Here is a 24,307-nt window from a genome sequence, read left to right on the forward strand (position 1 = left end):
CGCTCCGCGGTCGAGGGACCGCAAGCGTCCGTGGTTCAGGGACCACGGAAGGGACCACACGCACCGGGAGCCGCAACGAGGTCGTCGCACCCCGCGCCGCAGGCCGCGCGCCGCGGGGTGCGGCGCACCGGCGCAGCCACGGCAGGCGCCGAGCCTCCCACGCGGCTGCCCACGAGGGCGACCGGGGAACAGAGACGTTCCCCGGTGTGCCGACGGGAGGTCGGGCATGAAGGTCACCGGGGTCCTGTTGCCCTTTCAACCGCTGTGTCAGCGTCTGCTCCCCGGCAGCCTGACCGGACTCTCCATGACGTTGCTGAAAGCGACCGCGCTGGACCTCGCGATTCTCGCGGGGCATCTCCTGCTCTATCCGTCCGGCATCATCCAGGAACGCCGCCCCGCCATCGGCGCCACCGCCTCCATCCCTTCCCCCACCGCGCCGGAGGGCGCCAGGCGGCTGCCGACCGAGGCCAAACCCCCCGTGGTGCTGCTGCACGGCTTCATCGACAACCGCTCGGTCTTCGTCCTGCTGCGCCGCTATCTGGCCCAGCACGGCAGACACCAGGTGGTGTCGCTCAACTACTCACCCCTGACCTGCGACATCCGCACCGCCGCCGAGCTGCTCGGCCGGCACATCGAGGGGATCTGCGAACGGACGGGCAGCGACCGGGTCGACATCGTCGGGCACAGCCTCGGCGGACTGATCGCCCGCTACTACGCCCAGCGGCTCGGCGGTGACGCGCGGGTCCGCACGCTGGTCACCCTCGGCACCCCGCACTCGGGCACGCGCGTGGCGCCGCTGGCCGACGCCCACCCGATCGTGCGCCAGATGCGCCCCGGCTCGGCGGTCATCGAGGAGCTGGCCCGTCCCGCGCCGGGCTGCCGGACGCGGTTCGTCAGTTTCTGGAGCGACCTGGACCATGTGATGGACCCGCTGGAGACGGCCTGCGTCGACCATCCCGACCTGCTGGCGCACAACGTGCGGGTGAGCGGCATCGGTCATCTCGCCCTGCCGGTGCATCCGGCGGTCGCGAACGGAATACGCCAGGCCCTCGACAGCCCCCCGGCCCCGGTCGAGGCCGACGCCACCCCGGCCGGCACCCCCCAGCCCCGGCGGGCCACAGGACTCGCGCCCGCGCGGCTCACACCCGGCGGGCCCACCGCCGGAGCAACCGCCCAACCAACCGCCGGAACAACTGCCGAAACGCTCACGGTGGCCTGAGGCCGACACGCGCGGGAGCGGCGCACTGACGCAGTGGGCCGCCTCCCGAACACGCCCCCAACAGCGATCTGACCCAGCGTGACCCCGCGACTCGCCCCCGTGACCAGCGCAAAGCCCTCCCAGCAGGGCGGCACAGCCGCAATATCCCGCCCGCACAGCGGATTTACAGCCCTCCCACAGAAACCAAAAACTCGAACATCCATCGAACACAAAGCCAAGGTCATGCACCCTGGCCGCCGAAACACGGCCGAATGCCCGTTTCCTGTCTGCGGGAAACCTGACGAAGATTGTCGCGCCCGCATACCGCCGGGTACAGTCACCGCACTGCTCTGCCAGCCCCTGTTGTCGAGGCGAAAGAGAAGTTGGTGAACGACCGTCACCCGTCGGGGACTTTGACCACCCCGGCCCCGGCTTCCGACGCCGACTCCGCGCACTACGCGCCGTACGGCACCCAGGAAGCCCAGTACGGCGACTTCACCACACCCCCCGGGCATCCCGCGAACGGTTTTGAGGCCGGTTTCGACACCGGCGCCCACGCGACCGCCCAGCCCACCGCCTTCGCCACGGACCCCCTCTTCGGCGACCTGCCGGGCGACCAGCACGCCACCGGCGCCTATGACGCCACCCAGTGGACCTCCGGCGCTCACCAGACCCTGGATCAGGACCCGTACGCGGCCCAGCACATGACCACGTACGACTCCGGCTCCTACGACGCGACCGCGTGGGTCGACGGCTACCAGCCGCTCTCCGCCGTGCCGCCGCAGGCCACGCCCGCCGACGGCACCGGTCAGGGCGACGGCAGCGGCCAGTGGGACGCGACCGCCTGGCTCCCCCCCGAGCAGTCCAACGCCCCCACCGACGCCACCCAGCACTGGGAGTGGGGCACCCAGGCGTTCGACACCGGCGCCTACGACGCCACCCGGTGGAACTCCGGCGCCCCGGAACAGGAACAGCAGCCCGGCGCCGAGTACCAGCGGTCGGCAACCGGCGAGTACGGGCAGCAGGACAGTGGCGAGTACCCGCAGCAACGGGACGGCGGCGGGTACCCGCAGCAGCAGGACAGTGGCGAGTACCCACAGCAGGACGGCGGCTACGGCGGCGCCCAGGCCGACGAGTACCGCCACGACGACCACCATCACGACAGTCACCATCACGACGACCACCACCGCCAAGACGAATCGTTCCACGAACAGGCGACCGCGACCTTCGACCAGGCCGCGTACGACGACGTCGCCCAGGAACACCACCAGGACCCGCACGGCCAACCCCTCGCCGCCGAGGACGAGTTGGGGTCCACCGGCGAACTCCCCGCCGTCTCCCTCCTCGACGACCAGGAGGAGGCCGCCGCGGCCCCCGGCTCCCGGGCCGCCGCCCGCACCGCCTCCCGCTCCCGCCGCCGCGCCCCCGCCAAGCGCTCGGCGCTGATGACCGTCGCGATCCCCTCGGCGTGTGTGATGGGCGTCGCCGGTATCGCCGCCGCCTCCGTCGTCACACTGTCCGACGACACCAAGGAGACGGCGACCACCGCGGCCGACGCGAAGCCGGTGGAACCCTCCACCGCCAACAACCAGCTCGACACCCAGCTCGCAAGCCTCAGCGCGGAGGCCGACGACTTCGCCGACCGCGCCAGCCGCACCCAGGAGCGCCTCGACCTGGAGGCCCAGCAGGAGGCCGACAAGAAGGCCGCGGCGGAGGAAGCGGCCCGCCTGGAGCGGCTGCGCCCGAAGTTCGCCCTCCCCGTCGCCCAGTCCGGGCTCAGCGCCTACTTCGGCCAGTCGGGCATCAACTGGATGTCCGTGCACAGCGGCATCGACTTCCCCGTCGCCTACGGCACCCCGGTGCTGGCCGCGACCGACGGCACCGTCCGCACCGAGGTGAACGCCGCCTACGGCACGATGGTGATCCTGACGGCGATGGACGGCACGGAGACCTGGTACTGCCACCTCTCCAGCTACCAGGTGGCCTCCGGTACGACGGTCAAGGCCGGCGACCCGATCGCGTACTCCGGCGACTCCGGCAACTCGACCGGCCCGCACCTGCACTTCGAGGTACGGCCCGGCGGTGGCGCCGCCATCGACCCGCTGGCCTGGTTCCGCAGCCACGGCCTCGACCCGAGCTGATCCCCCGCTCCCCCTCCCTCCTTGGGCGTCTCCGGACGCCCCTACAGCTTCTCCACCGGCGCGTACCGCAGCAGCAGCCGCTTGGGGCTGGCGTCCCCGAAGTCGATCGTCGCCTCCGCGTTCCCCCCGGTGCCCTTGACCCCGACCACCGTGCCGAGCCCGAACTGGTCGTGCGTCACCCGGTCCCCGACGGCCAGTGCGACCACCGGCTTCTCCGACGTTCTGCGCGTGGCGAAGCCGGAGGCGCCGGACGCGGCCGAGCGCGAGCGGGACGAGGACAGCGAGGCCGCCACCCCCGAGGCGGGACCGGAGGGGACGGGCAAGGTCGCACCCGTGCGCTTCCAGTCGACATACGTCGGCGGGATCTCCTCCAGGAAGCGGGAGGGCGGGTTGTACGACGGCTGCCCCCAGGCGCTGCGCATCGCCGAGCGGGTGAGGTAGAGCCGCTCCCGCGCGCGGGTGATGCCCACGTAGGCCAGGCGCCGCTCCTCCTCCAGTTCCTTGGTCTCGCCGAGGGCGCGCATGTGCGGGAAGACGCCGTCCTCCATGCCGGTCAGGAAGACGACCGGGAATTCGAGGCCCTTGGCGGTGTGCAGGGTCATCAGGGTGATGACACCGGCGCCGTCCTCCTCGTCCGGGATCTGGTCGGAGTCGGCGACCAGGGCGACCTGCTCCAGGAAGTCGGAGAGCGTACCGCCCAGAGCCGGGGCCCCCGCTGCCGCCTCCACAGTCTGTGCGCCCTCGCCGCGCTCCTGTTCGAACTCCAGGGCGACGGCGGCGAGTTCCTGGAGGTTCTCGATCCGGGTCTCGTCCTGCGGGTCGGTGGACGCCTGCAACTCGGCGAGGTAGCCGGTGCGTTCGAGCACGGCCTCCAGGATGGTGGCCGGTCCGGCGCCGGACTCCACGATCGTACGGAGATCCTCCATCAGCGTGTTGAACCGCCGCACGGCGTTCGTCGACCGCGCGGCCATGCCGTACGCCTCGTCCACCCGCTTGAGCGCCTGCGGGAAGCTGATCCTCTCGCGCTGGGAGAGGGCGTCGATCATCGCCTCCGCGCGGTCGCCGATACCCCGCTTGGGGACGTTGAGGATGCGGCGCAGCGGCACCGAGTCCTCGGGGTTGGCGAGCACCCGCAGATAGGCCAGGACGTCCCTGACCTCCTTGCGCTCGTAGAAGCGGACGCCGCCGACGACCTTGTAGGGCAGTCCGACGCGGATGAAGATCTCTTCGAAGACCCGGGACTGGGCGTTCGTACGGTAGAAGACCGCGACATCGCCGGCCTTGGCCTGGCCCGCGTCCGTGAGGCGGTCGATCTCGTCGGCGACGAACTGTGCCTCGTCGTGCTCGGTGTCGGCGACATAGCCGGTGATGCGCGCGCCCGCGCCCGCGTTGGTCCACAGGTTCTTGGGGCGGCGGGAGGCATTGCGCTCGATGACCGCGTTGGCGGCGGTGAGGATCGTCTGGGTGGAGCGGTAGTTCTGCTCCAGCAGGATCGTCGTCGCGTCCGGGTAGTCCTCCTCGAACCGGAGGATGTTGCGGATCGTCGCGCCGCGGAAGGCGTAGATCGACTGGTCCGCGTCACCCACCACGCACAGCTCGGCGGGGACCGGGTCCTGCTCGCCGGGCGGGACGTCCTCGTCGTACTCACCGGTGCCGACGAGTTCGCGCACGAGCGCGTACTGGGCGTGGTTGGTGTCCTGGTACTCGTCCACCAGGACATGCCGGAAGCGGCGGCGGTAGTGCTCGGCGACGTCGGGGAACGCGCGCAGGAGGTTGACCGTCGTCATGATCAGGTCGTCGAAGTCGAGTGCGTTCGCCTCGCGCAGGCGTGACTGGTACATCGCGTACGCCTGGGCGAGGGTCTTCTCGAAGCCGTCGGTGGCCTGTGCGGCGAAGTCCTCCTCGTCGATCAGCTCGTTCTTCAGGTTGCTGATCTTGGCGCTGAAGGACTTGGGCGGGTAGCGCTTGGGGTCGAGGTCCAGGTCACGGCAGACCAGGGCCATCAGACGTTTGGAGTCGGCCGCGTCGTAGATCGAGAACGACGACGTGAAACCGAGCTTTTTGGACTCCCGCCGCAGGATGCGCACACAGGCGCTGTGGAAGGTCATGACCCACATCGCGTTCGCGCGCGGGCCGACGAGCTGCTCGACGCGCTCCCTCATCTCACCGGCGGCCTTGTTGGTGAAGGTGATCGCGAGGATCTGGCCGGGGTGCACGCCCCGCTCGGCGAGCAGGTAGGCGATGCGGTGCGTGAGCACGCGTGTCTTGCCGGAACCGGCACCGGCCACGATGAGCAGCGGGGTGCCGGAGTGGACGACGGCCGCGCGCTGGTTGTCGTTGAGCCCCTCCAGGAGCGCGGCCGGGTCGATCGCGGGCCGCGGGGCGCCGTCGCGGTAGTACGCGTCCCGGTTCGGGGGCGCGTCGAACTTCCCGCCGAACAGGTCGTCCGGAATCTCCTCCGGAGCGTGTTCGTCGTCGGGCGGTGGCGGGGGCTCCTCCGGGTGGGCCTTGGGGCCCTGGAGGTCCGCCAGGAAGCTGTCGTCAAAGAGGCTGCTCATCGCTCTCCGAGTCTAGGCCGCCCCACTGACAACCCGTGGCCGCCCCGGCCGGATCCCCCGCCGCCGGGCGTCCGGACCGTGAGAGGGCCGGCCGGCGACCCTCACCCGGCAGGTCCGTGGGGTGACAGTCGGTAGCGGACGGAAAGGGGCGGCAGGCGCACCGCGCGGATGCCGACAGGGCACGACACGCCGGTGAAACCGGGCGGGGAGGGGGTCATAGGGCGCGGTCAACCACGTACGGCGCGGCCATGGCCGTACACCCCCACACCTTGCCGTACGCGCCCACACGGACCCCACTCCGGACAACTCGCCATAGAACCTTCCGCTTTGGCGACACAGCGCGACGCAGCGCGACGCAACGCGGCGTCGCTACAGAAAGGTCACGAAAATGTATCGGGCATATCACCCACCAACCTTCACAGGCGGCACATGAGTTGGCTACGGTTCCGGACAGGCCGAACGACCCCCACCGGCGAACGTCGCCGGGCCGTCCCGCCTCCGCCGAGTCCGGTGCGCCTTGCGGCAGCCGGAGCCGGGGACCCACCGCGATCCGGGGTGAATCGGTCCGAACTCCCCGCGGGGAGGGGACCGTAGGGCAACCCTTCCGAAGCACTCGCCCGAACCCGACAGCTAACCCGGTAGGCGGCCCATGGAAGGAGTCGCCTCCTTGGCGTCGCACCGCAAGTCCCGCCCCTCGGGGGCGCGCGTGGCAGGCATACGCACCCCCGCCCTCGCCACGGCCGCCCTCACCTCCGTCGCCCTGCTCTCGCAGACGGCCAATGCCGCCCCCACGGACGACAGGCCGAGCCTTGAGGAGGTCGAGAAGAAGGTCGACGACCTCTACCGCCAGGCCGAGTCGGCGACCGAGAAGTACAACGCGGCCAAAGAGAAGACCACCAAGCAGCGCGAGCGCGTCGACACCCTCCTGGACGACGTGGCGCAGCGCACCCAGAAACTGAACGACGCGCGCGAGGAGCTGGGTTCCTACGCCGCCGCCCAGTACCGCACAGGGGCCGTCGCCCTCGACACGGCGACCTTCCTGCTCGCCGACTCGCCGCAGGACTACTTCGACCGGACCCAGCTCATGGACCGGCTCACCGAGCGACAGAAGACCGCGGTCGACGAGTACTTCACCCAGCAGTCCGAGACGATGGAGAAGCGCCAGGAGGCCGGGGAGAGCCTGGAGACGCTCACCGAGACCCAGGACGACCTCCAGACGGCCAAGGCGACCGTCCAGCAAAAACTCACGGACGCGCGCGAGCTGCTCTCCGAGCTGACCGCGCAGGAGAAGGCCCGCCTCGCGGAGATCGAGCGGGAGAAGCAGGAGGAGGCCGACCGCAAGGCCGCGGAGCTGGCCCAGCAGCAGGCCGAGGAACAGCGCCGCCAGGAGGAGGCGGCGGAGGCGGAGGCCCAGCGGCAGGCCGAGGAGTCGACCGGCTCGACCGGTTCCACGGGCTCCACGGGCTCCACCGGTTCCACGGGCTCCGGCGCGGAGTCGCCCTCCACCGACCCGGCGGATCCCTCGTACGCCACCATGGCGGACAAGGCCGTCGCGTTCGCCCGCACCCAGGTCGGAAAGCCGTACGTCTGGGGCGCCACCGGCCCCGACTCCTACGACTGCTCCGGCCTCACCCAGGCCGCCTGGAAGGCCGCCGGCGTCGACCTCCCGCGCGTCACCTACGACCAGGTGAACTCCGGCACCACCGTCTCCCTCGCCGCCGCCCAACCCGGTGACCTGGTCTTCTTCTACGACGACGTCACCCACGTCGGCCTCTACATCGGCAACGGCATGATGATCCACGCGCCGAAGCCGGGGGCGTACGTACGCGAGGAGTCGATCTACTACGACGGTGAGTCGTCGATCCACAGTGTGGTGCGGCCTGCCTGACGGGGGCTTTCACGGCGGGCGGGGGCGGCGCGAGCCGGGCGGGCGCGGCGCGAGCCAGGCGGGCGCGGCGCGAGCCAGGCGGGCGCGGCGCGAGCCAGGCGGGCGCGGGCGAAGATCCGGCGATTTTCGTCCGCCCGCGTGCGCGCCCCGCCCCCGCCCGGCGGCGCGCTCCTTACCATCGGCCCATGTCCACGTCCGGCACCTCATCCCTCAGCGCCTGGTGGGCGCGGTGTCCGCCGGTGGCCGGGGCCGCTGTGCTGGCGACCGGCATCGTGTCCGTCGGGCTGCGGTCGGCCGGATACGAGGTGCTGTCCGCCATCGTGCTGGTGGTGGCCGGGATCGCCTGGCTGGGCCTGGTGGCGGACTGCGTGACGCGGCTGTCGCGGGACCGCCCGAGCCGGCCGGTGGAAGCCTGGGCGCCCGACGCCCTGACCGCGGTCGCCGCGACCACGGTTCTCGGCACGGGCCTGTCCGCGCAGAGCTGGCAGCCTCTCGCCGAGGCCCTGCTGGCGCTGTCCGCGCTGGTGTGGCCGGTGCTGCTCGTGATCGTCGTGACCCGCTGGCGGGAGCGGATGCCGGGCACGGTGTTCCTGGGGTGTGTCGCCACCCAGGGGCTCGCGGTGCTCGGCGCGACCCTCGCGAAGGCGGAGGGGATCGCCTGGCTCGGACACGCCGCGATGGTGCTGTTCTGGCTCGGGCTCGTCCTGTACGCCCTCGCCCTGACCCGTTTCGACAGGCGCCAGGTGTGGGAGGGGGCCGGTGATCACTGGATCGCGGGCGGCGCGCTCGCCCTCTCGGCACTCGCCGGTTCACGGCTGATCGCCGCCAACGGCCCGGACCTCTACCTCTGGAACTCCGACGACGACGGCGTCCTGCGCACGGTGACCGGCGCCGCACTCATCCTCGCCGTGGCCGGTTACGTCGTACTGCTCGTGGCGGAACTGGCCCGGCCAGGGCCCCGGCCGCGCGCCTACGACGTACGGCGCTGGGCCACCGTCTTCGCCATGGGCACGACCGCCGCCGCCCTGCTCTCGGCCGGGATCGCGATGGACATCTCATGGCTGGCGGCCCCGGGCGAGGTGCTGCTGTGGATCGCCGTGGCGGCCTGGCTCGCGGTCGCGGCGGGGGCCGCCGGGGACGCGTGGCGTGCGGTCAGGTCCACAGGACCGCGATGAAGACGTTCGCCGTGGTCAGCAGCCCCACCAGCCCGAAGAGGCTCTTGTCCACCTGCTCGTCGTCCCGCTTGACGTAGACGAGGCCGAGGATCACCACCAGCAGCGCCAGCTTGACGCCGATCTTGATGTTGTTGACCGTCTGGTCGTCGGCCTGGTTGAGGCCGACCAGGATCACGCCGGTGACCAGCATGGTCAGCGCGCCGTGCAGCATCGCGGGGACGAACCGCGCGGTGCCCTGTCCCATCGCCTTCATCTGGGTGAGGAAGCCACCGAGCAGCGAGGCGATGCCGATGATGTGCAGGCCGACGAAGAGGTGGATGAGTACGTCCATGGGGCTGGAGCCTAGCCAGCGGCCCCGCGCCGCCCGCTCCCGGCCCCTCCCCTCACTTCGGTCATCCCTTCAAGCAAAGAGAACGGATCCCGGCAAAGATCACGATTCCGTACGATCACCCTCGATCCCCTCGCGTCATTTCCGTACATCGCGTTACCGACCTGTCACACAGCGCTCTAGCGTCCTCCCCCAGACGACCGGCATCGACCGGCTCCGGCTCCGGCTCAGGTTCCGGCTCAGGTTCCGGCTCCGAAAGGACGTGCACTTCAGGTGGCAGCGCACCGCAAGCCTCGACATCCCTCGGCCGGCGGCGGCCGGGCCCGCAAGGCGGCCACGCTCGCCCTCGCAGGCGCGGCGACCGCGACGGCCTTCGACGGGACCGCGCACGCCGCGCCCGAGCTGACTCCGGCGCAGGTCAAGGCCAAGGTGGACCAGCTGTACCAGGAGGCCGAGGCGGCGACCGAGCGGTACAACGGTGCCAAGGAGAAGTCCGAGAAGGCGCAGGAGCGGCTGGCGGTACTCCAGGACGAGGCCGCGCGGAAGGAGGAGCGGCTCAACTCCGAGCGGGAGGCGCTGGGGACGGTGGCCGCCGCCCAGTACCGCGGCGGCGGCCTCGATCCCGCCCTGCAACTCGTCCTCTCCGACGACCCCGACGCCTATCTCGACGGCGCCGCGCTCGCCGAGCGGGCGGGCGACCGGCAGTCGGCCGCCGTCACGCGGGTACGCAAGCAACTGGGCGAGATCGAACGTCTGCGCGGTGCCGCCCGCGTCGAACTGGACTCCCTCACCACCCGCCAGGCCGAACTGGAACGCCACAGCACCACGATCGACGACAAGCTGGACACGGCCCGCGAGCTGCTCACCCAGCTCACCGCCGCGGAACGCGCCCGCCTGGCCGACCCCGGCACCGCCACCCCCGCCGTCACCGCCGCCGCCCCCAACGCCCGCGCCGCCGCGGCCATCTCGTACGCCCGCCAGAAGCTCGGCAGCCCCTACGTCTGGGGCGCGACCGGCCCGGACGCCTTCGACTGCTCGGGCCTCATCCAGGCCGCCTACGGCTCCGCCGGGGTCGCCCTGCCCCGCACCACCTACGCCCAGATCGACACCGGGCAGCGCGTCTCCCGCGCCGAACTGCGCCCCGGTGACCTGGTCTTCTTCTACTCCGGCATCAGCCATGTCGGCCTCTACATCGGCGACGGCCAGATGATCCACGCCCCGAACCCGTCCTCCCCGGTCCGGGTGGCCCCGATCGACCAGATGCCGTTCGCGGGGGCTACGCGGGTGGTGTGAGCGCCGCCGCTCCCTTCCGTCGGTCACCTGCTCCCGGTCGTCAGCCACCTCCCCCCGGCCGTCACTCACCGCCGCTTCGTCGTCCTTCGCCGCCAACTGCCCCTGTCCGCCTGTACCTTGTTCCGCATCGCGTGAGGAGCGAGGTACGCAGTGTGAAGGTCTATCTGTCGTCGACGGTGGCCGATCTGGCGGACTGCCGGGCGGCGGTGCTGGCCGCGTTGCGGCGGCTGCGGCTCCAGGTGATCGCCATGGAGGACTACGCCGCCTTCGACAACCGCCCGGTGGAGAAGTGCCTGGCGGACGTGGCGGGCTGCGACCTCTACATCGGGATCTTCGGCTTCCGCTACGGCTGCGTCCCGGAGTCCGACGCGCTGAACCCCGACGGGCGGTCGATCACCGAACTGGAGTACCGCAAGGCCGGTGAGGCGGGGTGCCGGCGGCTGATCTTCCTGGTGAAGGACGGTGCCGAGTGGCCGACCCGGCACATCGACGCCCTCACCGGCCCCGGCGCGCACCCCGGCCACAGCATCAAGCGCCTGCGTACGGAGCTGATGAAGGAACACGGCGTCGGCTGGTTCGGCAACCCCCACCAGCTGGCCGCCGAGGTGGTCCCCGCCGTGGCCGCGCATCTGCATCTGCCGCTGACCGGCGACATCCCGTCCCGGCCGGTCGCCGAGCCGCCGCACCCCCGGCGCCTGACCGGTGATCTGCATCTGCTGCACGCCCCGAAGGACCAGGAGGCCGCCGACCGGCTGGTCACCGCGCTCGGCGCGCTGTGGCACATCACCACCTCCAGCACGCATCTGCTCGCCACCACGCCCGAGGAGATGCTGGAGGCGGACCGCGCGGTGACCTCCGCCCGCGCGGTCGCCTTCCTGCGCTCCCCGGCGCTGACGACGATCCTCGGCGAGCACCCCGAACGCTCCCGCCGCATCCTGACCCTGGTCCGCGACCGCACCTCTGCTCCCCTCCTCGGACTCACCGCGCCCGGCCACGGCGACTGGACGCCTCCCGACCCCGACCCCTTCGACATCACCCATCCGATATCCGGCGCGCGGGCCGCCGAGCCGCCGCAGAACCAGCTGCACGAGCTGCTCTCCCGGACCGTCCTGCCCCGCCGCCACGACCAGGAGATCGGCCTGCCCGTCGTGGTCGTGGCCATGACCGACACGGAGGCGGCCGGTCTGCTCGGCACCCCGTCCGGGCCGGTCGCCGACATCGTGCGCGGCCTCGGTCTGCCACCGGAGGCGGCGGCCATCCGGTACGGCCCCGCCCGCACCGACTGGAGACCCTTCGGCGGCGACGGCCGTACCGTCCGGCAGATCCTGGAGGACGCCGTGAGCGGGGTCAACGACCCCGACCTGCTGCTCCGCGGCCGCAAGATCAGACTCCAGTACTACGGCTTCGACGATCTGCTGCGCTACGACCCCGCCCACTCCCTGCTCTTCCGGGACATCGCCCGCAACGGCTGTCTGGTCCTCGCCGATGAACTCTCGCTGCTCGCACCGGAGCTGGAGACCGCGTTCGTCGCCTCCCCGCTGTACCGGGGCGCCCAGGTCTCCCTCATCACCGTCGCCCCCGACGACCCGGCCATGGGCACCCCGCACGAGCTGATACGCCGTGAACTCGCCCTGCGGCTCTCCCACACCGACCGTCGCTTCGGCGCCGATCTCGACCCGCTGTGCGAGATGAACGTCGCCAGCCGCCGCCATCTGGACCGCTGGCTGCGCGGCAGCCTGCCGCAGACCCTGGACGCGCACCGCACCGCCCGGCCCAGCGCCGCCAAGGCCCGGCTGCTGGAAGCCGAACTGGGCACCCGGCCCACCGTCTCGATGGCCCGGCTCATCACCGAAGGCGGAGCGACGTGATCGTCACCTTCTACTCCTACAAGGGCGGTGTCGGCCGCTCCATGGCCCTCGCCAATATCGCCGACCAGCTCGCCCGGAGCGGAATGCGCGTCCTGATGGTCGACTTCGATCTGGAGGCGCCCGGACTCGAACACTTCTTTCCCATCCCGCACGAACGCGTGCGCGAACGGGAGGGCCTGCTGGATCTGCTGCTCGCCTATAAGTACGCGATGTCCATGGCCGCTCCGGAGTCGGCCGGCGCCGAGGAGGACGACGCCTTCCGCGATCTGGACCGCTATCTGTGCACCGTCTACCCGCGCCGCTCGGACGGCGGGCGCCTCGATCTCCTCCCGGCGGGACGGCGCCTGACGGACGAGCAGATCAACCGCTACGGCGCCGAGCTGCGCCGCTTCGACTGGCAGGACTTCTATTTCGTCTGGTCGGGCGAACTGTTCTTCGAGTGGTTCCGCCGGACGTGCGCGGAGCGGTACGACATCGTCCTCGTCGACAGCCGCACCGGCGTCACCGAACTGGGCGGCGTCTGCGCCTACCAGCTCGCCGACACCATCGTCACCCTGTGCGCCCCCAACCTCCAGAACGTCGACGGCACCGCCTGGATGGTCCGGCACTTCCTCTCCCCCCAGGTCCGCGAGGTGCGCGGCGACCGGCCGCTGGAGGTCCTGGTCGTCCCCGCCCGCGTCGACCAGAACGACACCGCCCTCCTCGACACCTTCGCCGAACGCTTCCGCCACGCCTTCGACCCATACGCCCCCGGCGCCCTCACCCGCTCCGGCCTGGCCTTCTGGGACCTCCAGATCCCCTACGAACCGGCCTACGCCTTCGATGAGCAGGTCATCACCGACCCCCGCCGCTCCACCGAACGCCGCGGCCTCGCCGACGCCTACGCCCATCTGCGCACCGCCATCACACTCCTCGCCCCCGACACCAGCCCCTTGGCCGCCCTGCGCCCGGCCACCATGGCCGACGGCCTCCGGGGGACCGAGCCGGTGGAGACCCGGTACGACCCGACCACCCGGTTCGCGAGTCCGGACGTGTTCCTCTCGTACCTCCCGGCCGATCAGAAGACGGCGGATCAGCTCCGCGAACGGCTGACCAAGGAGAGCAGGCTCCAGGTCGCCGATCTGCGGCCCGGCCAGCCGTTGGAGGAGATTCATCGAGCCAGGCTCGCCCTGGTCCTCATCGGCCCGGGAGGCCCGAGCCGCTGGCAACTGCGGGAGATCGAGGCCCTCACCGCCCGCGACGACTCGGTCGTGCTGCCGGTCCTGCTGCCCGGGGCCGAGCAGCCGCCGGAGCAGCTGCGCAGGTACAACTTCATCGATCTCCGCACGGGGGCGACCCCACCACAACTGGTGAAGACCGCACGGGCCGCCCTCAGGCTGGTGGAGACGAACCGCCCGGAGCCGCCCCAGGAACCGCTCAGCCCGTACCCCGGACTCGCCGCCTTCTCCGAGGTGGACGCCCCCGTGTTCTTCGGCCGGGAGGCGCTGGTGGACCTGGTCCTGTCCACCCTGGACCGGTACGGGATGTGCACGATCACCGGCGGCGCCGGGAGCGGCAAGACCAGCCTGGTGCACGCGGGAGTGGTGCCGGCCCTGCGCACGGGCCGGCTCCCGGGCAGCCATCTGTGGCCGATCGTCGTCCGGCACAGCTGCGCGGACGGGACGGAACTGCTGGAGACCCTGCGCGAACTGCCGGTCGCGGAACGGGTCGTCCTCGTGCTCGACCGCTTCGAGGAACTGTTCACCTCGGTGGAGACCGGGCTGCGCCACCGCGTGATCACCTGGCTGCGCACGCTGTCCAAGGAGGGCGGGGTCCTGCCGATCGCCGTGCTCCGCACCGACCTGCTCTTCCCGCTGGACGTGGATGTGGACGGGGGCTTCCTCGCAGCGGCCACCGTGGCGGTCGGTCCCATGACCGAGCACGAGATGCGGCAGGCGATGGAGCTGCCCGCCCGGACCGCCGGGCTGCAACCGGAACCCGGCCTCACCGACCGGCTGGTCGCGGACCTGGGCGAAGGACCGGGCGTCCTGGCCATCCTCCAGACCACCCTGCACGCGCTGTGGACGCGGCGGCAGGACGGCTACCTCACCCACCAGGCGTACGCGGAGTGGGAAGGGGCCGACGGCAGCCTGGCCCGGATCGCCGAGGGACTGTTCCAGTCGCTCACCGATGAGGAGAAGACCCACGCCCGCACCCTTCTGCTGCATCTCGTCTCCCTCGACTCCGATGGCCGGCACCGTCCGCAACTGCTGTCGATGGCCGAGGTGGCGGAGCTGGGGGCCACCGCCGTCTGTGAACGGATGGTCCGGGGCAGACTGCTCTCCACCACCACCGACGCCCACAACACTCCGAGCGTGCAGTTCGCCCACGCCGCACTCGTCGAAGCGTGGCCACGGCTACAGATCTGGATCGCCCCGGTGTCGGCGGCGCTCCAGTTGCGCCAGCGACTGTCGGCTGCCGCCCGGCAATGGGACCAGTCCGGTCAGGCCCCGGTGGGCCTGCTCGGCGAGGAGCCGCTGGCCTCCGTCCACGCCATGCTGGCGGAGAGTCCGATCACCCTCGCCGGAGTGGAGAGTCGTTATCTGAAGGCGTCGGAAACCGACCTGACGAGGCGGCGCAGAGTACGGCGGCTCGCCCGCCTCAACATCGCCTGTTCCCTGCTCGGAGTGGGGTTCCTGCTGCTGTCCATGGTGTGGAGCGACTCGGCCTCTTGGTCACCTGCCGCGATCGTGACCCTCGTGGCCGCCTTCTCCGGGGTCGCCGGAAGTGGCGTCACTCTGTTCTTCGCCCGGCGGCACGAGCGCCGCTCACTGACCCCCTGAACCAGCTCGCGTCCCCGGCCTCACACCAGTCTCCGCGCCGTCGCCCACCGCGTCAGCTCATGACGGTTGGAGAGCTGGAGCTTTCTCAGCACCGCCGACACATGGGACTCCACCGTCTTGACCGAGATGAACAGCTGCTTGGCGATCTCCTTGTACGCATAGCCCCGGGCGATCAGCCGCAGCACCTCGCGCTCGCGCTGGGTGAGCCGGTCCAGATCCTCGTCCACCGGCGGCGCGTCCGTGGAGGCGAAGGCGTCCAGGACGAACCCGGCGAGGCGCGGCGAGAACACCGCGTCGCCCTCCTGGACCCGGAAGATGGAGTCCACCAGGTCCGTGCCCGTGATCGTCTTGGTGACATAGCCGCGCGCGCCGCCGCGGATGACACCGATCACATCCTCCGCCGCGTCGGAGACCGACAGGGCGAGGAAGCGCACGGGCTGCTCCGCGTCCGCCATCAACGGGGCGCACCGGCGCAGCACTTCCACCCCGCCGCCGCCCGGCAGATGCACATCGAGCAGGACCACTTCGGGCCTAGTCGCCGTGATCACCGTGACCGCCTGGTCGACGTCCGCGGCCTCACCGACCACTTCGACGCCGGTCTGCTCGGTCTGGCCGATCTCGGCCTGCACCCCCGTACGGAACATCCGGTGGTCGTCGACCAGGACCACGCGCACATGCCGCCCCACGGCGGGCCGGGCCGGCTCCGCCGGGTCGGCGCCTTCCGCCGCTCCCGCCATGCCGTTCGCCTCGGTCGGGTCGCTCATGACGTGTTCTCCGCCCTCTCCATCTCCAGCTCGACCTCCGTGCCGCCGCCCGGCACCGCGCGCAGCCGCGCCGTGCCGCCGTGTCTCTCCATACGGCCGATGATCGATTCTCTGACGCCCATGCGGTCGGCGGGTATCGAGTCGAGATCGAAGCCGGGGCCCCGGTCCCGGACGGAGACGAACACCGTCCGGCCCTCGACCTCCGCGTAGACCTGCACGGCACCGCCCTCGCCACCGTACTTGGCCGCGTTCACCATTGCCTCGCGCGCTGCCTGCATCTGCGCCCCTATTCTCTCGTCGAGCGGGCAGTCCCCGACGACGACCACCTCTATGGGGACGCCGTGCTTGTCCTCGATCTCGGCCGCGTTTTTCCGCACCGCGTCGGCGAGGGTGTCGGGTTCCTCGGCCTCGTCCTTGCCGGTGCCCTCGGGCTTGTAGAGCCAGGTGCGCAGGTCACGCTCCTGGGCTCGGGCGAGGCGGCGCACCTCGTTGGCGTTCTCCGCGTTGCGCTGGATCAGGGTCAGGGTGTGCAGCACCGAGTCATGGACATGGGCGGCGACCTCCGCGCGCTCCTGGGCGCGGATGCGCATCAGGCGCTCCTGGGAGAGGTCCTGGGTCATCCGGACCAGGTAGGGCCCGGCGAGGAGCGTTATCCCCACAAGGACCGCGAGGGCGGCCTGGAGGACCGAGCCGAGGTGGGCGGCCGATCCCTGGAGGACGAAGATGGCGGTCACACCGGCCGTGACCAGCAGGACGCCGGCGACCGAACGCAGCAGGTTGAGGGTCCGCTTGCGGCGGCCGACCTCGACCCAGCGGGCCCGGCGGGCGTTGTCCGCCTGGCGCCACACGAGGGCGACACCGGCCGAGACCAGCACGGTCGGCCACAGATAGGCCGTGGCACCACCGCCCACGTTGACATTGCCCACGAAGACCATGGCCACGACGACCATGAGGAGCAGGGCGACGATCTGGCCCTTGTCGGGCTTGCGGGCGATTATTCTGCGGCGGCCCTCGGGGGAGGTCTCGGTGGTGACGAAGGCGGGCGGTCGCTGTGCCTCGACCCCGCCCACACCGAGCGGGACGAAGAACCAGAACGCCGCGTACAGCAGAGCGCCCAGTCCGTCCGCCATGAACAGGCCGACGAAGACGAGCCGCACCCAGATCACGGGCAGGCCGAGATGCCCGGCGAGCCCCCGCGCCACGCCCCCCAGCCAGCGTCCGTCGCCGCTGCGGTAGAGCTTGCGCGGCGGTCGCGGTTCGATGAGTGGCGCTGCTGCGACGTCCGGCATGCCATCGATGGTCACACGGTCGGCGGAGCGGAGCATCAGGGTTGTCCCCCGAGACGCCCCTGATCTTCGAGGGGGCGATCCGTCGAACGTTTCCCCCGGCCCGGCTCAGGGGTGATATCAGGGTCGGGCCAGGGTCATACCGACTGCCGCCGCGGCGGCTCGGCCGTCACCATGGACCCATGACAGATCACCGGCACGCCGCGGCCCCCGGGCCCGGCCCGAGCCCGTCCGGCGCCACCGCCCCGGCCGCCGCGGAAAAGGAACCGCGCGCGCACGGGGGCGCGGGCACGCACGAGCGGGCGGGCACGCGGATCAAGCCGGCCGCGAGGGAGGAACCGACGACCACCGCCGGACCGGCCCCGAGCGAGGGCGGGAGTAGGGGCGGGGGCAGTACCGGAAGTCAGGGCACGGGCAGGGCCGGGAGTAAGAGCGAAGGCAAGAGCGGGGACAGGACCGAGGGCGAGATCGGCGGGGGAGCAGTGACGACAGGCACCACGGATCGGGCGCGGGAGCCGGGCGGGGCGGGGCAGGCGGTCGGGGCCACGGGCAGTGTCCCGCGTCCCGACGCCGACCCTGGTCCCAGGCCCGGTCCAGGCTCCGGCTTCGGCGTCGGCTTTGGCTCCCGCGTCGGCGACGGCGACGGCTCCAGTCCCGAACCCGGCTCAGGCCCCAGCTCCGGCCCCGACTCCCGCTCCAGCTCCGACTCCCGCTCCGTCTCCAGCTCCAGTCCCGACTCCGACCCCAGCTCAGGCACCGCCTCCGGCTCCGGCTCCGGCTCGGGACCCTGGAAGGGCACGGAATCCGGTCCCGGCGGGGGATCCGGCACGGGACCCGGTGCAGGATCCGGCGCAGGATCCCGCGAGGGCGCCCCGCCACCCGGAGGCAGTGCCGGTGCCGGTGGTCCCGGAGGCGGCGGCGGAGGCCATGGTGAACCCCCGGCCGGTCCCGGGGGCAGGCCGGGCGCGACCCCGGGACCCGGTGATCCCGGGGCACCGGGTGAGCCGGAGGCACTGCGCAAGTTCCGCCGGGACCGGCGGCACAAGCTGCTCGCGGGGGTGTGCGCCGGACTGGGGCGGCAGTGCGACATGGATCCGGTGATCTTCCGGATCACCCTCGCCGTGCTCTCCGCGACCGGCGGCATCGGCCTGATCTTCTACGGCTTCGCCTGGCTCCTCATCCCGTACGAGGACGAGGAGGAGAACGAGATCAGGAAGCTCTTCACCGGCCGGGTCGACGGCCAGGCCCTCGCGGCCGTGCTGTTCGCGCTGGTCGGCTGCGGGGCCTTCCTGACCATGCTGAACAACAGCAGTGTGCTCACGTTCGCCGTGATCCTCTCCCTGCTCCTCGCGGGCGCCGGGTACTGGTCGCAGCGGCGCGGTGCGCCCCGCCCCGACCCGCTGGCCGCCCAGGCCGCCGCCGACGCCCCGCCGGAGCCGAAGGCACCGCCGGTCGGATCCGCGTACCCGTCGTGGTGGCGGGACCCCATCGTCAAGGACGGAGCACATGTGGGAGGGACCGGATATCTGTGGGGGCCGCGCGATCCTCGGCAGCGGGACTTCGCGGCGGCCGTCAACATCACCCTCGGGAACGTCGCGGCCGGCACCCGGCCCGACCGGGCACCGCACCCGGCGCCGCCCAAGTCACGCGGCCCGCGCTGGATCGGCGGCTGGACCTTCCTGTTCGCGCTGGTCGCGGGCGCCCTCGGCACCCAGCTGACCTGGGCGGAGCACCCGCTCGGCACCAGCCTCCAGACGGGCCTGGCCTGCGCCATGCTGGTCTTCGGCCTGGGCATAGCCGTCAGCTCCCTCCTGGGGCGGACGGGCGCGGGCTCGGTGTTCATGGCAGTGCTCACGGCCGGTCTGCTGGCCGGGGCGGCGGCACTGCCCAAGGACGTCAGCACGGAGTGGACCCGTACGACATGGCAGCCGGCCGCCGTGGCGCAGGTCGAGCGGGAGTACAACCTCGGCACCGGCCAGGGCACCCTCGACCTCTCCCAGGTGGACGTGGCGAAGGGGCAGACGGTGAGCACACGCGCCGAGGTGGGGGTGGGCCGGCTGCGGGTGATCGTGCCCGCGGACGCGACGGTGAGAGTGAGCGTCGACGTCGGCCTGGGCGACATGCAGTTGCCGGGCGAGAAGCAGCAGGACGTGGACGTGGCGCCCGGAAAGTTCCGGCAGATGACTCTGCCCCCCACGCAGGACGCGAAGAACGCCGGAACGCTGGAGTTGCATCTCCAGGTCGGTGTCGGACAGGCGGAGGTGAGCCGTGCTTCGTCATGAGTTCCAGCCCGGAAAGCTGGTGGCGGGCTTCGTGGTCATCCTGGCGGGCATCGTCTACGCCGGGGACGCGGGCGGGGCGTGGGAGACACCCTGGTTCGCGATCTTTCCCCTGGTCGCGTTCGGACTGTTCCTCGCGGGTGCGGTGGGCGTGACCGGCCGTTTCATACGCAGGCGCCGGGCCCTGAGGGACGACACCCGCGCGGGTGCGGCGTCCGAGGCCCGGCGCTGACCGTCGGCACCGCCGTCAGTAGTAACCCCCCGACCTGGACCGCCGCCGGGACCGCAGGACGGCGTCCAGGGAGAGGAAGGGGGCGCCCGCCAGGACGAGCGGGAGCCAGGCCATCAGATAGACGAGGTCGTTGCCGTAGTAGTACGGGTCGGCCGCCCAGCTGACGGTCAGCCAGAGGCTGAGCGAGATCAGGGCACCGCCGAGCGCGGCGATCCGGGCGAAGAGCCCGATCAAGGTGCCGATACCGACGGCCAGTTCACCGAAGGCGATGGCGTAACCGAAACCGACCGGGTTGTCCAGGGCGGTGTCGATCAGGGCCGGGATCGCCGAGGAGCCACGGACGGCACGCATCAGGTCGCCGATGGAACCCGCGCCGGAGTCCTTCAGGAACGCGCTGTCGGTGAGCTTGTCCAGGCCCGCGTAGATGAAGGTGACGCCCAGGAACACCCGGAGCGGCAGCAGCGCGTACCGGCCGGCGTTGTCCCGCCAGTCCCCCCGGCCACCGCTGTCGGCATAGGGGGAGTGCGTATCCGTCCGATAACCGTGAGTCATCGCTGTCAGCCACCTCTCACCGCGCCGAGACCCCTCGAATGACCATACGTATGAAAGGGAGGACCCGCTCAATGTCGTTGGCACAGTTTTTCGGGCTGAGGGCCTTCCGCGCCAGAGGGCGGGGGCGGGGTCCGGCGCCGTGGAGCCCCCGGGGTACTGCCCGGTGGGTTGGCAACAGCGGTGGCGACCCGGCCGGGCGGGGGCCGGCGGCTGGGTCCCGGGCCCGTCAGTCCGTGACGTCGATCTCGTATCGGTCGGTCTCCACGCCCGCCGCCGTCACGACCTGGACGGCGGCCCGGCCGGGTTCCACCTCGACGGGGACGGGGACGGTGAGGAGGGTGTCGGAGGGGTTGCTGAAGCCGCCGGTGACGGGGATCAGGGGCACATGGACATGGACGGTGCCGATGCGGACGACCATACGGGCGAGGCGGTCGGCGGTCTGGGCACCGGGCGGGACGAATCCGGCGCCGCGGATCTCGATGTCGTCGCCGGTACGGATGGGGGCGTCCAGGTCACCGGCCTCGCGGGCGCGGACGACGGAGAGGATCACGGGACGGCCGCCGTCGGCGTACTTGCCGGCGAGGTATGTGGCGGCGGAGATCAGTACGACGACGGCCAGGCCCCAGGGCAGGTCCGGGAGCTGGTCGGGGCGGCGGGCGAGCCGGACGGCGGCGAACAGCAGGGCCACGGCGCTGATGAGGACGTACTGGATGTCGGCGAAGGTGCCCCGGCCGGAGTCGTCCGTGAGCAGGTCGGCGGCGCGGGGGCGGTCGGCGCGGACCTTCTGGAGCCGCTGGCCCAGCACACGTACCCCGACGATCCGGCGTACGAGTACGGCGATCGCGCTGACCACGGCGAGGACGGTGACGGCACCGGCGCCGCGGGCGAGGTCGAGGCCGGAGATCAGGGCGTCCCGTTCGCGCGGGGTGGAGGCGGCGGCGAGCCTGCCCGCGAGGACCAGGACGGCGTACGCGATGAACAGCACCCAGGCGGCGGCCACCGCGCGGGAGGTGGAGAGCCGGTTGTCCTCACCGATGACGGGGGCCAGTGCGCCGCCCCGGGAGCGGTGGTACCAGGAGGCGGCGGTGAGGGCGGCGGCCACGAGGAGCGCGGCGAGCAGTGCGGCGGTGCGGGCGGCGGTCCAGCCGGAGCCGATGGCGGTGAGGGCCTGGACGAGAAGGAGGACGACGACGGCCGCCCATACGGTGCCGGCGGTACGGGCCCCCAGGCGGGTCAGCCAGGCGTCGCCCTCGGCGCGGCTGCGTTCGGCGACGTGTTCGGCGGACTGGGTGAGTGCCTCGGAGACCCATTGGCGGGAGGCCGAGGCCGAGTGGGCGACGGCGGCCGGAAGGCCCTTCCCGGCGGCGAACTCGTCGCGGTGGCGGAGGAATTCGGCGACCGCGTTGCGATGTCCCGCCCGTACGCCGTGCGGGCAGTCCCCGCAGGTGCAGCCGCCCCCGTGCCCACCCGTCCGGGCGCCCGCCCCCGCCTCCTGCACCGCCACGCCCGACGACCGCCTTCCCCATGACCCGAACAACTCGAACAACCCGAACAACCTGAATGACACGAACGACACGCACGACACGAATGACCTGAGGCGACATGACGCAATGCGGCTTGACCCGCCGCGACATGACCCGCTGCGACCGGCTGGCGGCGTCCGGCCGCCCGGCCGACCGGTGATCCGGCCCCCCTCCGGGCCTCCGGCACCGGCAGACAACTCCCCTGTGATGACAGCGAATTGTGCCTTACCCGGGCCGGTGCCCGCCCGGCAGGTCCACGGACCGGGCAGAGGCGGGGATGAAGTGCGGGTCGCCGTGTTGACCCGGCTGCGAGAATTTCCGTATGGCCGAGATCATCCAGCGGGACGGGACCTGGGCCTTCGACGGCACGACGGTCCGGATCACGCCGGGGCTGCACCGGTCCGTGCCGCTGTTCCGGCAGACGTACGGGGAGATCACCGTGCCGCTGGAGGCGGTCGCGGGGGTGGTCCACGAGCCGGAGCGCAGACGGGGCAGGCTGCGGTTACGGCTGCGCGAGGGGGCGGACCCGCTGCTCCAGGCGACCGGCGGACGACTGCCGGACGCGGCGGATCCGTACCGGCTGGCGGTGGACGTGGACCGGACCGAGGTCGCGGAGTATGTGGCGGAGGAGATCCGGCAGGCGCTGCTGCTGGACCAGATCCCCAAGGAGCCGACGGGGGCATATCTGCTGCCGGGGCCGCCGGTGCCGGTGTCGGTGCGGTCGAGCGACGGGACGGTGTCGTTCGACGGGACGCGGGTCAGGATCGACTGGAGCGAGACCACGGACCGGGTGAAACGGGCGACCGGGCCGCGGATCATCGACGTGATGGACCTGACGCAGGTGGAGTGGCTGCCCAACTCGGGTCACGAGGACGGGTTCCTGCGGTTCGTGACGCGGGAGGCGGTGTTCTCGAAGCTGCCGCCGGAGAAAGACCCGTACGCGCTGGATCTGTGGGGCAGTGTGCGGCGGGATCTGCTGACGGCGCTGGTGGCGACGGCGGTGACCGCGCGGCTGCCGCACCCGTCGACGGACCGGGAGGGTGCGGGCGCCGAGGACCACCCGGCGCTGCGCCCGCCGGCCTCGGCCGCGACTTCGAGGCGGTATCGGGACGATCCCGGGGCCGATCACCACGATGTACTGCTGCGGCGGTTGCGGGAGTTGGGCAGGTTGTACCGGGACGGGGTGCTCACGGAGGAGGAGTTCACGATGACGAAGGCGGTGGTGCTGCGGGACTTCTAGGCGAGGGGGCGCCGGCTCGGAGGGACGTCGGCTCGGAAGGGCGCCCCTCGGAAGGCGTCAGCTCAGCAGGTCGGGTTCGCTGCGGCTGATCTCCTGCCAGAGGGGCTGGTAGTTGATCCAGGCCACGAGATCGCCGCCGAGTTGTTCCCGGGTGGCGGTGGCGAGTTTGTGGTCGATCAGGACGGGGCGGCCTGCGGCGCGGGCGGTGAGCTGGACCTGGCAGGAGCGTTCCATGGACAGGAACCACCAGGCGGCGGCGTCGACCGAGTCGCCGACGGCGAGCAGTCCGTGGTTGCGCAGGACAAGGGCCTTGCGCGAGCCGAGGGCATCGGCGACCCGGCGGCCCTCGTCGCTGTCGACGGCGACACCGCTGAAACCGGCGTACAGGGCGTGGTCCTCGTAGAAGGCGCAGCTCTCCTGGGTGATCGGGTCGAGGAGGTCACCGAGGGCGGCGAGGGCGCGGCCGTGCACGGAGTGGCAGTGGGCGACGGCGACGACATCGGGGCGGGCGGCGTGGACCTGGGCGTGGACGGTGAAGGCGGCCTGGTTGACGTGGTAGCCGCCCTGGATGACCTGCCCGTCCTGGTTGGCGAGGACCAGATCGCTGACCGTGACATGACGGAAGGGCATGCCGAAGGGGTTGACCCAGAAGCAGTCGGAGAACTCCGGATCGCGGGCGGTGATATGGCCGGAGACCCCGTCCTCGAAGCCCTGGCGGCCGAAGATCCGCAGTGCGCCCGCGAGCCGTTCTTTGCGGTGCCGGCGCTCGTCCTCCAGGGATTCGTGCATCGGCGGCATCGCGAAGCGCAGCCGGTCGGTGGGCAGGGGTGGGGGCGGAGTGGGGCCGAGCATGGATCCTCCGGCACTGGGCTGCTTTACGGGCGGGAAGTTACCGTCGGGCTGGCGAAGATGACAGAGCTGCGCCCGAAAGAGGACGCCTCTGGCCGATACCGGACAGTGGATGTCGGGATTCACGGTCAGACTCGTCATATGAGACGTGCGAGCAACGACAGGACCGAGGCGGGCGCAGGGGCGGGTGGTGCCGGGGCGGACGGTGCCGGTGGGGATGTGACCGGCGCGGACAGCACCCGTGGGGACGGCACCAGGGGGGACGGCTCCGGTGCCGATGGGGCGGGCGGCGTGAGCTGGGGTGGGTTCGT

17 protein-coding genes and 1 riboswitch are annotated in these 24,307 nt (G+C 71.7%); of the genes, 10 read left to right on the forward strand and 7 right to left on the reverse strand.

All coding sequences use genetic code 11. The features are described 5' to 3' along the window. The first annotated feature begins 226 nt into the window (after positions 1 to 226). Together ACFRFC_RS15225 and ACFRFC_RS15230 are read left to right on the forward strand one after the other, a co-directional pair. Positions 227 to 1,219 carry an esterase/lipase family protein gene (locus ACFRFC_RS15225; RefSeq protein ID WP_382680454.1) on the forward strand — a complete coding sequence of 331 codons (993 nt, stop codon included), beginning with the start codon at positions 227 to 229 and terminating at the stop codon, positions 1,217 to 1,219. A 365-nt stretch (positions 1,220 to 1,584) separates the two neighbouring features. Continuing rightward, the gene (locus ACFRFC_RS15230; RefSeq protein WP_382680453.1) at positions 1,585 to 3,339 is read left to right on the forward strand and encodes a M23 family metallopeptidase; all 1,755 of its coding nucleotides are present in this window, start codon (positions 1,585 to 1,587) and stop codon (positions 3,337 to 3,339) included. A gap of 41 nt (positions 3,340 to 3,380) precedes the next feature. Here the strand turns inward: ACFRFC_RS15230 and pcrA are convergent, their stop codons facing one another. Then, entirely contained in the window at positions 3,381 to 5,897 is a 2,517-nt protein-coding gene (gene pcrA, locus ACFRFC_RS15235) for a DNA helicase PcrA (RefSeq protein ID WP_382680452.1), read from the reverse strand. A 489-nt stretch (positions 5,898 to 6,386) separates the two neighbouring features. Further along, positions 6,387 to 6,558: riboswitch (cyclic di-AMP (ydaO/yuaA leader) on the forward strand. A 6-nt stretch (positions 6,559 to 6,564) separates the two neighbouring features. Here pcrA and ACFRFC_RS15240 point away from each other — a divergent pair. Further along, positions 6,565 to 7,785, forward strand: coding sequence for an NlpC/P60 family protein (locus tag ACFRFC_RS15240; RefSeq protein ID WP_382680451.1), 1,221 nt, complete (start codon positions 6,565 to 6,567; stop codon positions 7,783 to 7,785). A gap of 185 nt (positions 7,786 to 7,970) precedes the next feature. Continuing rightward, the gene (locus tag ACFRFC_RS15245) at positions 7,971 to 8,960 is read left to right on the forward strand and encodes a tellurite resistance/C4-dicarboxylate transporter family protein (RefSeq protein ID WP_382680450.1); all 990 of its coding nucleotides are present in this window, start codon (positions 7,971 to 7,973) and stop codon (positions 8,958 to 8,960) included. Here ACFRFC_RS15245 and ACFRFC_RS15250 read toward each other — a convergent pair. Further along, entirely contained in the window at positions 8,938 to 9,291 is a 354-nt protein-coding gene (locus ACFRFC_RS15250) for a hypothetical protein (protein WP_382680449.1), read from the reverse strand. The two genes, ACFRFC_RS15245 and ACFRFC_RS15250, sit on opposite strands and share 23 nt — an antisense overlap. Positions 9,292 to 9,561: 270 nt before the next feature. Here ACFRFC_RS15250 and ACFRFC_RS15255 point away from each other — a divergent pair, with 270 nt between their 5' ends. From ACFRFC_RS15255 to ACFRFC_RS15265, 3 genes are all read left to right on the forward strand, one after another. Beyond that, positions 9,562 to 10,581 carry an NlpC/P60 family protein gene (locus ACFRFC_RS15255; protein WP_382680448.1) on the forward strand — a complete coding sequence of 340 codons (1,020 nt, stop codon included), beginning with the start codon at positions 9,562 to 9,564 and terminating at the stop codon, positions 10,579 to 10,581. A gap of 131 nt (positions 10,582 to 10,712) precedes the next feature. Further along, positions 10,713 to 12,449: a DUF4062 domain-containing protein gene (locus tag ACFRFC_RS15260; RefSeq protein WP_382680447.1), complete on the forward strand. Its 1,737-nt coding sequence runs from the start codon at positions 10,713 to 10,715 to the stop codon at positions 12,447 to 12,449. Next, a complete protein-coding gene (locus ACFRFC_RS15265; protein ID WP_382680446.1) occupies positions 12,446 to 15,271 on the forward strand; it encodes a KGGVGR-motif variant AAA ATPase in 2,826 nt (941 codons plus the stop codon). Before ACFRFC_RS15260 ends, ACFRFC_RS15265 begins: the two co-directional genes overlap by 4 nt. A 20-nt stretch (positions 15,272 to 15,291) precedes the next feature. On the opposite strand, the gene ACFRFC_RS15270 is transcribed toward ACFRFC_RS15265, so the two are convergent. After that, a complete protein-coding gene (locus ACFRFC_RS15270; RefSeq protein ID WP_382680445.1) occupies positions 15,292 to 16,035 on the reverse strand; it encodes a LuxR C-terminal-related transcriptional regulator in 744 nt (247 codons plus the stop codon). Further along, the gene (locus tag ACFRFC_RS15275; RefSeq protein WP_382680444.1) at positions 16,032 to 17,324 is read right to left on the reverse strand and encodes a PspC domain-containing protein; all 1,293 of its coding nucleotides are present in this window, start codon (positions 17,322 to 17,324) and stop codon (positions 16,032 to 16,034) included. Before ACFRFC_RS15275 ends, ACFRFC_RS15270 begins: the two co-directional genes overlap by 4 nt. Positions 17,325 to 18,334: 1,010 nt before the next feature. On the opposite strand from ACFRFC_RS15275, the gene ACFRFC_RS15280 reads away from it, so the two are divergent. Both ACFRFC_RS15280 and ACFRFC_RS15285 read left to right on the forward strand, forming a co-directional pair. Then, positions 18,335 to 19,603: a PspC domain-containing protein gene (locus tag ACFRFC_RS15280; protein ID WP_382680619.1), complete on the forward strand. Its 1,269-nt coding sequence runs from the start codon at positions 18,335 to 18,337 to the stop codon at positions 19,601 to 19,603. Then, positions 19,590 to 19,832, forward strand: a complete 243-nt coding sequence (locus ACFRFC_RS15285; protein WP_382680443.1) for a hypothetical protein — start codon at positions 19,590 to 19,592, stop codon at positions 19,830 to 19,832. The genes ACFRFC_RS15280 and ACFRFC_RS15285 overlap by 14 nt, the downstream gene beginning before the upstream one ends. Before the next feature lie 15 nt (positions 19,833 to 19,847). Here the strand turns inward: ACFRFC_RS15285 and ACFRFC_RS15290 are convergent, their stop codons facing one another. Next, positions 19,848 to 20,384 carry a DoxX family protein gene (locus ACFRFC_RS15290; protein WP_382680442.1) on the reverse strand — a complete coding sequence of 179 codons (537 nt, stop codon included), beginning with the start codon at positions 20,382 to 20,384 and terminating at the stop codon, positions 19,848 to 19,850. Between the two features lie 226 nt (positions 20,385 to 20,610). Further along, positions 20,611 to 21,888, reverse strand: a complete 1,278-nt coding sequence (locus tag ACFRFC_RS15295; protein ID WP_382680441.1) for a hypothetical protein — start codon at positions 21,886 to 21,888, stop codon at positions 20,611 to 20,613. Between the two features lie 341 nt (positions 21,889 to 22,229). Here ACFRFC_RS15295 and ACFRFC_RS15300 point away from each other — a divergent pair, with 341 nt between their 5' ends. Then, on the forward strand, positions 22,230 to 23,147 hold the full coding sequence (locus tag ACFRFC_RS15300; protein ID WP_382680440.1) for a DUF4429 domain-containing protein: 918 nt from the start codon (positions 22,230 to 22,232) through the stop codon (positions 23,145 to 23,147). A gap of 57 nt (positions 23,148 to 23,204) precedes the next feature. Here ACFRFC_RS15300 and ACFRFC_RS15305 read toward each other — a convergent pair whose 3' ends face one another. Further along, positions 23,205 to 23,999 carry a class II aldolase/adducin family protein gene (locus tag ACFRFC_RS15305; RefSeq protein ID WP_382680439.1) on the reverse strand — a complete coding sequence of 265 codons (795 nt, stop codon included), beginning with the start codon at positions 23,997 to 23,999 and terminating at the stop codon, positions 23,205 to 23,207. Between the last annotated feature and the right edge of the window lie 308 nt (positions 24,000 to 24,307).

It is taken from the genome of Streptomyces sp. NPDC056734 (assembly GCF_042790455.1).
Taxonomy (GTDB): domain Bacteria; phylum Actinomycetota; class Actinomycetes; order Streptomycetales; family Streptomycetaceae; genus Streptomyces.

Excerpts from the sequence above, each read along its gene's own strand:
- ACFRFC_RS15275 (WP_382680444.1), bottom strand. The coding sequence starts at position 17,324 with ATGCCGGACGTCGCAGCAGCGCCACTCATCGAACCGCGACCGCCGCGC.
- ACFRFC_RS15300 (WP_382680440.1), top strand. The coding sequence starts at position 22,230 with ATGGCCGAGATCATCCAGCGGGACGGGACCTGGGCCTTCGACGGCACG.
- ACFRFC_RS15290 (WP_382680442.1), bottom strand. The coding sequence starts at position 20,384 with ATGACTCACGGTTATCGGACGGATACGCACTCCCCCTATGCCGACAGC.
- ACFRFC_RS15270 (WP_382680445.1), bottom strand. The coding sequence starts at position 16,035 with ATGAGCGACCCGACCGAGGCGAACGGCATGGCGGGAGCGGCGGAAGGC.
- ACFRFC_RS15250 (WP_382680449.1), bottom strand. The coding sequence starts at position 9,291 with ATGGACGTACTCATCCACCTCTTCGTCGGCCTGCACATCATCGGCATC.
- ACFRFC_RS15305 (WP_382680439.1), bottom strand. The coding sequence starts at position 23,999 with ATGCTCGGCCCCACTCCGCCCCCACCCCTGCCCACCGACCGGCTGCGC.
- ACFRFC_RS15245 (WP_382680450.1), top strand. The coding sequence starts at position 7,971 with ATGTCCACGTCCGGCACCTCATCCCTCAGCGCCTGGTGGGCGCGGTGT.
- ACFRFC_RS15225 (WP_382680454.1), top strand. The coding sequence starts at position 227 with ATGAAGGTCACCGGGGTCCTGTTGCCCTTTCAACCGCTGTGTCAGCGT.
- pcrA (WP_382680452.1), bottom strand. The coding sequence starts at position 5,897 with ATGAGCAGCCTCTTTGACGACAGCTTCCTGGCGGACCTCCAGGGCCCC.